Source organism: Microbulbifer sp. HZ11 (assembly GCF_000708675.1).
In the GTDB taxonomy this organism is placed as follows: Bacteria; Pseudomonadota; Gammaproteobacteria; order Pseudomonadales; family Cellvibrionaceae; genus Microbulbifer.
Genome location: NZ_JELR01000001.1, coordinates 267,307 through 279,776, shown reverse-complemented (window position 1 = coordinate 279,776; position 12,470 = coordinate 267,307). Strand labels below are relative to the sequence as shown.

Below are 12,470 nucleotides of genomic sequence, written 5' to 3'. Positions count from 1 at the left end.
TAACCACAGGAGCCACTCACGGAGTTTACGCCATGGCTTTGGCGGTATCATCCAGTGCGCGACGGGCTTTTTCTACCAGTTCATCAATCTGGGTAGTGTCCAGAATCAGCGGTGGTGCGATGATCATGGTATCGCCGGTGGCACGCATCACCAGGCCATTCTTGATACTCATATCGCGACATACCGCACCGGCGGTGCACTTGTCGTCAAAGCGCGCTCGGCTTCCCTTGTCCTGTACCAGCTCGAGGGCGCCAACCAGGCCTAGGCTACGAGCCTCCCCGACAATCGGGTGATCTGCCAGCTCGGCCCAACGCTTGGCGAGGTACGGCCCGGTGGTATCCCGCACCGTCTCGATAATCTTTTCTTCGCGCAGAATGTTCAGGGTGGCAATGCCAGCAACACAGGCCGCGGGGTGGGCCGAGTAGGTGTAGCCGTGGGTGAACTCGCCACCCTTGGCTTTGATCACTTCCGCTACGCGGTCGCTCACCATGGTGCCACCCAGCGGAAAATAGCCGTTGGTAACGGCCTTGGCAAAGGTCATCAGGTCCGGCTTCATGCCGTAGTAGTCCGCACCGAACCACTCACCGGTGCGCCCGAAGCCAAAGATCACTTCGTCCATCACCAGCAGAATGTCGTACTGATCGAGCACCTTCTTCACTTCTGGCCAATAGGTCTCCGGCGGAATAATCACACCGCCAGCACCCTGAATGGGCTCGGCGATAAAGGCCGCGACTTTCTCCGGACCCAATTCCTGAATTTTCTCATCCAGACAGCGGGCAGCGTACACGCCGAACTCTTCCGGTGACATGTCACCACCTTCGCCGAACCAGTAAGGCTGCTGGATATGCTCAATGTAATCCAGTTTCTGGAACTGCTTGTGCATACCGCTCATACCACCCAGGCTGGCACCGCCGATGGTGGACCCGTGGTAGCCGTTCGTACGGGAAATCACGATGCGCTTCTCTGGCTGCTCCAGCAAGTCCCAGTAGCGGCGGATGATACGCAGGTTGGTATCGTTGGCTTCACTGCCGGAGCCGGTGAAGAATACGTTGTTCATGTGCGCCGGCGTCACCTCCGACAACAGGTCGGCGAGCTCGATAGAGGGCACGGTGGTGCACTGGAAGAAGCTGTTATAGAACGGTAGCTTGTTCAGCTGCTCGTAAATGGCCTCGCTGATTTCCCGACGGCTGTAGCCCAGGTTGCAGCACCAGAGGCCGGACATGCCATCGAGCATTTTGTGGCCGTCAATGTCGGTGATATAAGCGCCTTCCGCACTGGTGATCACACGGGTGCCCTGTTTACCCAGATCGCTGAAATCCGTAAACGGGTGCAGCAGGTGCTCGCGGTCATGCTGTTGTAACTGGCTCTTGTTCATGAACTCACTCCTGATTCGAATGACGCCAGCGGCTACCACGGCACTCCGAAGCGGCCGCCACAAAATGTGATCACATTTTAGGGGTAAGAACGGAAGTAGTGCAACTGCTATTCACCGGGAGGTCACAAACACGATATTCCCGCCAAATCACAGTAGCACGGCAAGCACAAGCGTAGTGCCAAACAACGTGCAGTGGTTGCGGAGTTATCGGAGGGTATCGGAGGGTAAAGATGCGGGAAATAAGGTTTCGCTAACGAATTACACAACCGGGAAATAGGCTAAGCATTCAGCGAAGCATGCACCGGGTGGTCATATGGAGACTCTCGCCCCAAGACCATCGCTCCAGGCTGGGGGAAACCAAATCAAATTCCACAGTCGATGGCATCCAACAGCATATGGGTAACCAGTCCAATACCCAGCCAACGCACCGGCTTCCACGGCAGAAACATCATCGCGCCGTAGAAAGAAATCGGGAACATAGTGTGCAGAGGATGGAAGTTGATACTGCAGCGATCCGGGTCGTACATCGGCGACGCAAGCAGGTGGTCGAGATCCACCAGGTTTGCCGCCAGCATAAACAGCGCGGCCTTCTTCCATTCGTCACGAAAGAAATACCAGGCGATGGCGAGGGGAATCAGGAAATGTAAAACGATATGTAAATAACTGAACATCAGTGCGGCATTAACTCTTCAGCAGAAATAGAACCCAGACCCTCTTCGATATCCTGACGGATGGCCGTTCGCACGGCTTGCTCGTCTTTTTGCGCAATGGCCTCAACCAGGTCCTGGTGCCTGTCCGGCAACTCCTGGACACCGAAGCGCTGAAAAACCAGGTGCTGCAATGGTGCCGTTTGCAGCCACAGGCTCTCGATCAAGGACAAAATGATATGCGGGCGCCCGAGACGGTAGAGGGTGAAGTGAAAATCCAGGTTACCTGTCACATATTCCTGAATATCGTTTTTATCCAGCGCCGCTGTGACCCGATCATCCAGAGCACGCAAAGCCTCCAGCTCTGACTCGCCGACGTGGGGCAAAGCCTGAGCTGCGGCCTGACACTCCAGCGCCACTCGCGCCGCACAGATTTCGTCCAGTTTTTCCCGGGTCATGGTGGGCACCGTGACCCGCCGCGTATCCGACAGTTCCAGCGCCCGCTCTGAGGTCAACCGCCGCAGCGCTTCGCGCACGGGCATCGGGCTGCAGCCCAGCTCCGCGGCAAGGCCGCGAATCGTAATTGGATTTCCAGGCAGAAACTGACCGCGGAGTATGGCATCCCGTACCTGGTAGTAAACCCGTTCCTGGGTCGTGCGGAATTCTTCCTGCGGTTCGGTAAACTCGGCGTCTTTCACTGGTGGCCTTTTGCTATTGGTCCCGCGATCACGGATTCAGTCCTTAAGGCACCGTCACGCACGGCTTGAACGCCGCCTAAGCGGAAAGGGCCAGCTTGTGGGGTGCCTGGTCGCTGCCAACTTCGATCAACTCGCTGGCAATGGCGCCAGTTTGCCACAATTCGAAGAAATCCTCCGCTACCTGTTTGCCCGCTTCGGTCACCGCATTCCAGTACTTGAGGCGTTCCTCGGTAGAGAGCTTCACGAAATCGTCCCGATCCGGGATTTTGCTGAAGGGCAACTTGGCCACCCAGGACGGCGACGGTGCAACGAGAATCACATTTTCCATGGCGCCCCCACGTACCCAGCGCCAGCGCAGGCTCTTGTCGAACCAGCCCGGCACCATATAAGGAAAGAAGTGGGGATACAGAACCAGCCCCTGCGGGTGCTCAAAGCCGAGGTCGAAATGGTAGTCGGTGATACCGCCATCGCGGTAGTTTCCTGTGGGGGCCCCGGCGGGCGTGGGCACTCCGGCCATCACCAGGGGAATAGATCCGCTGGCGAGCACCGCCGGGCACACATTATCTGCACTGAGCGGAGTGTTGACCGTGCTGAGGTTGCGAAAAGCCACACTCGGCGCCTCGCCAGAGTGGAATACCACCCGATCCCAAAACGCTCGCAGACTGCGGCGACTGACCGCGTTCGCCAGGGCCGACGCCAGCAGCGCCGGCGCCAGCAGGGCTTTTTTCTCACTGGCCAGCGGCCCGCGTCCACGCACGGTTACAAAGTGGCTGCGCCACACGGGGTTATCCGCCACCTGCTGCGCGCCCTCTTCCCCCAGCACATCCAGCAGGATCTTCTCACCAGCACCGGTAATCTCCGCCGGCAACGGTCGGTCGCTGGCGTACGTCTGATTGACGTAGCCGTACTCAAGCTTTTCCAGCGCAGCCATCGGGTTGGCGGTGGCGTAACACATGTTGCGGAAGCTACCGATGGATGAGCCGAGAGTAGCGATGGGCGTTTTGCGGTCGCGGAAAAACTCGCCAATCAGTACCCGATCCAACTGGCTGATCGACAACCATTTGGGGCCGCCGGATGCTCCGACCAGGGTGGACACCATGCCCTGATTGAGACCTTCCTCTCGCACTCGCCGGGCCGCGCTGGCGCCGGCAAGAATCACACAGCTTCGGGGTTTGTTTGGCTTCACCATCTTTACTCTCAACTCAACTACAGCGTACTTCGTTAACTGCGATTACCTGTGGCGGGTTACCACTCCCCGGTGTTCTCCATAGACGCCCAGGGCTCCTGCGGCGGCAGAGAGTCACCCTTCTGCAACAATTCGATGGAAATATTGTCCGGGGACCGTACAAACGCCATATGACCATCCCGTGGCGGACGGTTGATGGTGACCCCCATGTCCATCAGGCGCTGACAGGTTTCGTAGATATTGTCTACGCGGTAGGCGAGATGGCCAAAGTTCCGGCCACCGGAGTATGACTCCGGGTCCCAGTTGTAGGTCAGTTCAAGGCAGGGCCGCGCGTCGGCATCCGCTGTGCTCTTGTCTCCCGGCGCCGCCAGAAATATCAGAGTGAAGCGACCTTTCTCGTAATCATTGCGCTTGACCTCGTACAGGCCCAATTTGTCGCAATAAAACTCCAAAGATTTTTCCAGGTCGGTGACACGCACCATTGTGTGCAAATATTCCACTGCAACGCCTCCTTTGCGGGATTAAAATCTCAGGGATTCTTTGTTCAAGCCATACGACAACATTGCCGACTTGTTCAGAGGTTCCCTAGTACATCGAATAACGGATGACAATTTAGCCATCCCAGATAAAGTTACCAGAGCGAAATGTATCAAAAATACTATCGACATTTTTTACAGGCCGCCCAAAAAGCTGCCTCTCCTGGCTGCGACCTGCCGGTTCTGCATATGGCATGCCACTCCCACCACTACTGGGCCGACGTCACCCTGGATGCGGTGAATGCCTACTGGCAGGACGCTGCGGCCATGGCCGATCTCAAGTGGGAGAAGATTTTTGGCGAGATGATACCGGCCTTTCAGCGAAGTATTGCAAGCACACTCAACCTGCCCGCGCCGGAGCAAATCGCGCTGGCGCCAAATACCCATGAACTGATATTCCGGCTGCTGAGTGCATTTGATCTGAACGAGCCCCTGCGCATCCTGACCACCGACGGCGAATTCTACAGCTTTACCCGGCAATTGCTGCGCCTGGAAGAATTGCCCAATGTGCAGGTAACCCGCATACCCACCCTGCCCTACGCCACGCTGGCGGAGCGCTTTGATGAGGAGCTGCAGTCCGGGCAGTACCAGCTGGCCTACGCCAGCCAGGTCTTCTTTGACTCCGGCGTTGCCTTTCCGGATCTGCTGGCGCTGGCCGAGCGCAAACCCGAAACCACAGAAATGGTGATCGACGGCTACCATGGTTTCTTTGCCCGCCCCACCGATCTCGGCACCGTAGCGGACAAGGTTTTCTACACCGCAGGATCTTACAAATATCTCGGCGCTGGTGAGGGCATGTGCTTCATGAGCATCCCGCGAGGCTGCCAATTGCGGCCACTCAACACCGGCTGGTTTGCAGAGATGGCAGAGCTGGAAAATCGCGCTGAAGGTGTCGGTTTTGGCAATGACTGGCTGCGTTTTGCTGGCGCCACTATGGATTTCTCACCACTGTACAAAGCACTCGCGGTACTGGATTTGTATCGGCAGGAAGAAGTGACGATACCCAACATCCACCGCTATGTGCAAAATAATCAGCAACGCTTTCTGCAAGCCATGGACAACGCCGCGCACCCGATCCTGAACCGGAAAAACCTTATCGCACACGACCTGGAAAATGGCCACGGCCACTTTTTCACCTTCCGCTGTGGCAGTGCCGATGCAGCAGAAAGACTCCAGGCGCAGCTGCGGAAAAAGAATGTGCTGTGTGACCGGCGCCAGCAATTGCTGCGCCTCGGCTTTGCCCTGTACCATCCGGAAAGCGAAACATTCGAACGTCTGTTCACCTGATATTCATCTTATTGGCGCCACAATGGCCGCCGTAACGAGAAGTACTTTTGGCAACATAAGGATTCGCCATGCACAAGACCATAAAGCTTTTCTCCGCTGGCCTGATTGCCGGCCTCGCCATTTTCGCAACCGGATGCGGTAGCGACACCGACGAGCGCCCGGCAGGCACATTGATCAGTATCTCGGCACAGGGAGAAGCCAGCCAGGTACCAGACATCGCAAACATTTCCGCGGGCGTGGTTACCGAAGCCGATGAAAGCCAGGCAGCCATGCAGGCCAATGCTGAGCAGATGGAAAAAGTCATGCGGGCAATCAAGAAAGCCGGTATCGAGGAAAAAGATGTGCAGACCAGCGGCATCAGCCTCAACCCGCGCTACGACTACCAGCCCAACCGCGAACGCAAGATCATTGCCTACCAGGCCCGCAATAGTGTGAGTATTACCGTGCGCAAACTGGATGACCTGAGCAAAGTGATCGACGCACTGACCGCGGAAGGTGCCAACCAGATCCACGGCCCCAGTTTCTCCATCGACGATCCGGAACCCCTGCTGGGGGAAGCCCGGGAAAAAGCCCTGAAAATGGCTCAGGCCCGCGCGGACTCCTATGCGGAAGCACTGGGTACCAAGGTACGTAGAATTGTGAGCATCTCGGAGGGCAGCCACGGCGGCATGCCGCGCCCAATGGTAATGCGCGCAGAAAGTGCCATGGCCAAAGACAGTGCCAGCACGCCGGTGGCGCCGGGGGAGACTTCGGTATCGGTGAATGTGGAACTCGTTTTTGAACTAGCCAAGTAAAAAATTATTTGCCCCGGTAGCGGTGGCACTGTCGGGGATAGGTGTGCGAGACACGCCGTGAACCCATCCCTGGGGGCTCTGCACCGCCATCCCTGGCGGTGAAGGTCTCACACACCTATCCCCGTCAGTGCCACGTTCGCCCAAACGCATACGCACTATTCAGCCTTCGAAATCACTCGGGCTGCTTGTAAACCTCCCCACCCTTCATCACAAACCGAACCCGTTCAAGGGTAGTGATATCTTCCAAGGGGTTACCAATCACCGCCACCATATCCGCCCACTTACCCGGGGCAATGCTGCCCAGTTCATCCTGGACCTGCAGCAACTGTGCCGCATTCCAGGTGGCCGAGCGGATCGCATCGGCAGGGCTCATACCACCCTGCACCATCAATGCAAATTCTTTCGCGTTATCCCCGTGCCGGCTTACCCCGGTATCGGTACCAAACGCGATTTTCACGCCCTTTTTGTGCGCAAGATTGAACGTATCCTGGATCAGGGGGCCAATTTTGGCTGCCTTGGTACGTACCATGTCCGGGAAGAAACCCTCCACCGCGGCCTTTTGAGTGACCCAGTCACCGGCGAGCAGCGTTGGCACATACCAGGTGCCATGGTCCACCATCATCCCCATGGTCTCATCATCCATGTAGGTGCCGTGCTCGATAGAATCCACACCCGCGCGAATTGCCCGCTGCATACCCTCTTTTCCGTGGGCGTGCACCGCCACGGTGAGCCCATAGTCTTTTGCCGTCTCTACCACCGCCTCGACTTCGTCCTGCATAAACTGCGGATTCTGGCCACTTTTGGCCACACTCAGCACGCCTCCGGTGGCGGTAATTTTGATCAGATCCGCACCCTCTTTGTAGCGCTGCCGCACAGCCTCGCGGGCACTGGCCACACCATTGATCACACCCTCCGCCGGGCCGGGGCTGCCCATCAGGTCGTGACGATGGCCATTGGTCGGGTCTGCGTGGCCGCCGGTGGTAGCGATGGATTTACCTGCCGTATATATCCGCGGGCCAATGATATCGCCCCGATTGATGGCATTGCGCAGACTGACCGTGACGTTGCCGCTGTCTCCGAGATCCCGCACGGTAGTAAAACCAGCCTTGAGAGTTCGCTCCGCTGTATTCACCGAGCGCAGTGTGTAATCCGCCGGGTTCCACGTGAAGGCCTCTGTGTAAGTACGCGGCCCAAACTCATAGGAGAGGTGCGTGTGCATATCCATCAAGCCGGGCAACACAGAGAAAGCGCGGAGATCGATTACCCGCTCACCTTCGCGCTGGTTGAAGCCTCGCTCCACAGACTCCACCTTGCCATCCACGATATGTACCGTACGTTTTTCCAGCAGGCGCCCTTTTTCACTATCGAACAGCCAGCCCGCGTGCACCGCAATCTGTTCCGCATTCACTGTAGTACTGAGGGTTGTGAAGGTGGCGAGAAGTAATGTGCACAAAACGGGCAACCCACCCAGACAGCGTCTGAGCCCGTTGAGTATGTATGTCAATGTGATCATGAGTAATCCGGCCATTTCGGGCCCGGCAGTCGCCGCCCCGGTATTATTGATTTATAGGTCCGGTGCAATTTAACGTAATCTGAGGCCATAAAAAAAGCCCGGAGCGGACTGCTTCGGGCTTACGGATAAGGTGACATACATGTTTAATCGGTTGGGAGCACCTCAACCGGCCCCAGGTTCAATGCCTCAATCGACTCCTGAATTTTTTTCAGATCGCCAACCACCAGCCAGGTAAACTGGTCCGGAGCCAGGTATTCTCTCGCCGCTTTCTCCACCTGTTCTTTGCTCAGTGCCGCCACACGCTCAGGGTAATCAGCAATGTAATCTGCGGGTAACCCCTTCTCCACCTGCCAGGCAATACTGGATAGTAACTGACCTTTTGTCTGAAAGCGGGCGCTCTGTTTCAGTACCTCATCATCTTTGTAATCGTTCAGTTCACTGTCCTTGATCGGGCGCTTACCGAGGTAATCCCGATATTCCTTGACCAGCTCTTTCATCGCCGCCGCGGTCTTGTCTGTTTGGACCGGGGCGACCACGATATATGGACGCTGCGCTTCTGCATCCATGGAAACAGCCCGGGCGCCATAGGACCAGTGCTTATCTTCCCGCAGATTCATGTTAATGCGTGATGTAAATTTACCCGCGATCGCCGACGCCATAGCATCAAACGCTTCCGCTCCCTGCGGGTTCCACGGAGGCATGATCAGCCCCGCCATAATATAGCTCTGTTGAGCACCGGGACGATCCAGCAAATACACTCGCGCCTTGGGCGGGCGCTCGACCAGCGGGATCTCCAGAGAGGGCAACGCTTCTGCCGGCGCGGTCCAGTTGCCGAGGGTTTCATTCAGCAGCTTTTCAATTTCCGGCTTGGTTACATCCCCAACAACAACCAGCTGGGCGTTATCCGGGCGCAACCAGGTCTGATGGAACTTCACCAAATCCTTACGGGTAATTGATTCGATGGCCTCGGGCGTACCAGAGCCAGTAAGTGGCGCGCCATAGGGGTGATTTTCACCATACAGCAGGGGCGGCAGTTTACGCATCGCCAGCCCTTGGGGCTGCGCCTCTTCCTGGCGAATGGAGTCCAACCAGTTAGATTTGACCCGCTTTAGATCATCTTCCGGAAACAGTGGACTTGAGATCACATCGCGAAACAGCTCCAACGATGGCTTCAGCTGAGATTTCAGCGCACTGAAACTCAGTGTGTTGTAATCGAGCCCGCTGCTGGCGCCAATACTCGCCCCCAGCTCTTCCTGACGCGAGCTGAAGGACAGGCTGTCATACTCACCGGCACCCTCACTCAACATTCGCGCCACCATGGAAGCCAACCCGGGGGTTTCACCATCTGCGGATGCGCCACTGCGATATTGCAGACTCATAAACACAGCGGGGGTATCGTGCCGCTCAGCCAGCACAACCTTCAAGCCATTTTCCAGTGTAAATTCCTGCTGTTCCGGCAGTTCAAGATCAACAGTCTTGTCGATCGACGGCAAGGTGCTGCGGTCAACGTCCTGGCCGGTTGTCGTGTATTCCTCCTGAGGGGATATGACCAGAGTGAACTGCTCGGAGGTGAGCCACTCCTGCGCGACACCCTGAACATCCGCCACCGAGACTTTTGCATAGTCATCCAGGCCACTAATCAGTGCTCCCGGATCGCCATAGTAGAACTCAGAGCGCGCGAGAATATCCGTCTTCCCTCCAAAACCACCAATTTTCTCCAGTCCCTTTACCAGACTGGCAAATTCACTCTGTTTGATCCGGCGCAACTCATCGGCACTAATTCCCGTGCTCACGAACGCCTCCAGTTCGTGATCAAGCAGCGTTTCCACTTTTTCAACAGACTGACCGGGCTTTACATCCACCATAATGATCAGTTGACCAGCAAGCTGGCGGCCGTAATAGAACGCACTGACACTGGTAGCAACCTGTTCATCGCGCACCAGACGGCGGTAAAGCCATGAGTTTTTTCGGTTTGCGAGCAGCGACGTCATCAGGTCCAGTGCATTTTCTTCTTCGCTACCGATGGCTGGCACGTTCCAGACTTTGTAAATGCGGGTCTGAGGGACCTGATCGGTAATCGCCTTGCGCTTCTCGACCTGCGTGGGCAACTCCCAGTTTTCCAATTTCGGTGGCACAGAGGTACTGGGAATATTACCGAAATATTTACGCGCCTTTTCCATGGCTTCCGCGACAGTGATATCCCCGGCAATGACCAGAATGGCGTTGGCCGGCTGGTAGTAATCGGAAAACCACTGCTTAACATCTTCCAGGCTGGCATTGTCCAGGTCCTGCATCGATCCTATTGTGGTCCAGGAATATGGGTGGTCTGAGGGGAAGGTTGCGCGGGCGATTTCATCAAACGCGGTGCCATAAGGCGCATTTTCACCCTGGCGCTTTTCATTTTTTACCACGCCACGTTGTTCATCCAGTTTCTCCTGGCTAATGGCGCCTTTGAAGTGACCCATGCGGTCCGACTCCATCCACAGAGCCATATCCAGGGCACCCACCGGGACAGTTTCAAAATAGTTGGTGCGATCGTTATTGGTGGTACCGTTCATGTCCGTAGCGCCGGAACGTTGAAACGGCTCGAAATATTCGCCCGGAAAGTTTTCGGAACCGTTGAACATGAGGTGTTCAAACAGATGGGCAAACCCGGTTTTCCCAGGGGGTTCATCTTTCGACCCGACCTTGTACCAGATATTGATGGCGACGACCGGCGCTTTATCATCCTCATGCACGATCACCGTCAATCCATTTTTCAGTACTTCTTTGTGGTACGAGAGTTCTATATCGGGGGCTTTCACAAAAGCGGCATTTCCACTGGCGGCCGCTTTGCTGCTGGCCGCAGCCTGCTTATCCACCGTGAGCGCCTTGTGCACGTTTTCGTCGCCACTTGCATCGCCCTGGTGCCGATCGCACCCGACCAGAGCAAAAATCAAACAAGAAGCACACAGGGGTAAAAACAGCCGGGAAAATCGCATGTCCATTGTCAATTAGCCTGATTTTCTGGGAACGCCATTCAAGTCGTGAACGGTAAGGTGTGACGGGAATATCACGTATGGTACGCGAGTAACAGTGTAGGCAAAAAAGCGGGCGCCGTAGCGCCCGAAGAATACCTCACAGAGAGACGACATGTCGCCAGAGGAAAACTGCAGCCCCAGTGCCAAATGTACCGGGGCGAAAAAAGGAAAGAGAAATCAGGCGGCGGCGGAATCTGTGCCATTCAGCGCATCTTTGTGGCCGAACCGCTCTTCGGCAACGCGGTCTGCGACCTGTGCAGTGGTATCGCCGGTTTCGTCAGCACGCTGGAAAACCTCTTCCATGGTGGTGGCGATACTTTCAATATGCGCCTTCACCTGAGCGGCATTGTACTCACCCTGCTCCTGACCCAGCTGCTGGTAATAAACATCGATAATGCCACCGGCATTGATCACATAATCCGGGGCATAAAGGATGCCGCGCTCTTTAAGTACCTGAGCGTGGCGCTCTTCCGCCAACTGGTTATTCGCGGCACCGGCAATGGCGCCTACTTTGAGGCGATCAATAGTGCTGTCATTGAGAATGGCACCAAGTGCACAGGGGGCAAACAGATCGACATCCAGATCGAAAATTTCATCGGCACCAACGGCTGTGGCACCCAATTCGCTTACCGCGCGATCGATGTTGTCCTGGAAAATATCCGTAACAAACAGTTCGGCACCCGCATCCTTCAACAGTTTGCCAAGGCGGAAGCCCACATTACCGACCCCCTGGATAGAGACCTTCATGCCACTCAGATCGGTGCGCCCCCATCGGTGGGCAGCTGCGGCTTTGAGGCCAACAAATACGCCATATGCAGTCGAAGGCGAAGGATCACCACCGTGCTCCTGACCGGCAATCACACCAGATACATATTTGCTGCGTTCGCCGATAATCTTCATATCGGCCACGCTGGTGCCACTGTCTTCGGCGGTGATATAGCGCCCACCCAGGGTATTCAGAAAGTCACCCATGGCGCGCAACAGTTCAGGAGTTTTCTGCTTGCGCGGGTCGCCGATAATGACCGACTTGCCACCACCCAGCTTGAGACCGGCCATGGCCGATTTGTAGGTCATACCGCGCGACAGGCGCAACACATCATTCAGCGCCTCTGCATCATCCGCGTATGGCCACATACGACACCCACCCAGTGCGGGCCCCAGATTGGTATTGTGCACGGCAATAATCGCTTTCAGGCCGCTTTTGGCGTCGTGGTAAAAAGCAACTTCTTCGTGATTGTCGTAGGCAGGATGGGAAAAAATACTCATGTGCATTCCTCTCCAGAGGTCGGAATTACTACGGCGCCAGGCGCGGCCGATTTTGTCGACACAACCCGCAACCGCGATTTATTGTAGCCACTAAGAATATAGCCAGCAGCAGCAAATTATCATTGCGATCTTTGCATGAATCAATCAA

General features: G+C 56.1%; 10 protein-coding genes. 2 read left to right on the top strand and 8 right to left on the bottom strand.

Annotated elements, in window-relative coordinates:
• Positions 1 to 25 precede the first annotated feature (25 nt).
• From AU11_RS01205 to AU11_RS01185, 5 genes are all read right to left on the bottom strand, one after another.
• Positions 26 to 1,375 (bottom strand): aspartate aminotransferase family protein, encoded by a 1,350-nt coding sequence (locus AU11_RS01205; RefSeq protein WP_043315855.1) that lies wholly within the window; start codon positions 1,373 to 1,375, stop codon positions 26 to 28.
• A gap of 362 nt (positions 1,376 to 1,737) precedes the next feature.
• Complete coding sequence (locus tag AU11_RS01200; protein WP_051686841.1) at positions 1,738 to 2,046, bottom strand: DUF6122 family protein; 309 nt, start codon at positions 2,044 to 2,046, stop codon at positions 1,738 to 1,740.
• Positions 2,046 to 2,720, bottom strand: coding sequence for a GntR family transcriptional regulator (locus AU11_RS01195; RefSeq protein ID WP_043315851.1), 675 nt, complete (start codon positions 2,718 to 2,720; stop codon positions 2,046 to 2,048). Before AU11_RS01195 ends, AU11_RS01200 begins: the two co-directional genes overlap by 1 nt.
• 76 nt (positions 2,721 to 2,796) lie before the next feature.
• Positions 2,797 to 3,909 carry a hypothetical protein gene (locus tag AU11_RS01190; protein WP_043315849.1) on the bottom strand — a complete coding sequence of 371 codons (1,113 nt, stop codon included), beginning with the start codon at positions 3,907 to 3,909 and terminating at the stop codon, positions 2,797 to 2,799.
• Between the two features lie 56 nt (positions 3,910 to 3,965).
• Positions 3,966 to 4,406, bottom strand: coding sequence for a VOC family protein (locus tag AU11_RS01185; RefSeq protein ID WP_043315848.1), 441 nt, complete (start codon positions 4,404 to 4,406; stop codon positions 3,966 to 3,968).
• A 225-nt stretch (positions 4,407 to 4,631) separates the two neighbouring features.
• On the opposite strand from AU11_RS01185, the gene AU11_RS01180 reads away from it, so the two are divergent.
• A complete protein-coding gene (locus tag AU11_RS01180; protein WP_231491404.1) occupies positions 4,632 to 5,729 on the top strand; it encodes a hypothetical protein in 1,098 nt (365 codons plus the stop codon).
• A gap of 68 nt (positions 5,730 to 5,797) precedes the next feature.
• The gene (locus AU11_RS01175) at positions 5,798 to 6,523 is read left to right on the top strand and encodes an SIMPL domain-containing protein (RefSeq protein ID WP_043315846.1); all 726 of its coding nucleotides are present in this window, start codon (positions 5,798 to 5,800) and stop codon (positions 6,521 to 6,523) included.
• A 172-nt stretch (positions 6,524 to 6,695) separates the two neighbouring features.
• Here the strand turns inward: AU11_RS01175 and AU11_RS01170 are convergent, their stop codons facing one another.
• The 3 genes from AU11_RS01170 to AU11_RS01160 form a co-directional block, all read right to left on the bottom strand.
• Positions 6,696 to 8,036, bottom strand: coding sequence for an amidohydrolase family protein (locus tag AU11_RS01170; RefSeq protein ID WP_081847867.1), 1,341 nt, complete (start codon positions 8,034 to 8,036; stop codon positions 6,696 to 6,698).
• Positions 8,037 to 8,179: 143 nt separating this feature from the next.
• A complete protein-coding gene (locus tag AU11_RS01165; RefSeq protein ID WP_231491400.1) occupies positions 8,180 to 10,975 on the bottom strand; it encodes a pitrilysin family protein in 2,796 nt (931 codons plus the stop codon).
• 258 nt (positions 10,976 to 11,233) lie between these two features.
• Positions 11,234 to 12,322, bottom strand: a complete 1,089-nt coding sequence (locus AU11_RS01160; RefSeq protein WP_043315842.1) for a Glu/Leu/Phe/Val dehydrogenase dimerization domain-containing protein — start codon at positions 12,320 to 12,322, stop codon at positions 11,234 to 11,236.
• Positions 12,323 to 12,470 lie beyond the last annotated feature (148 nt).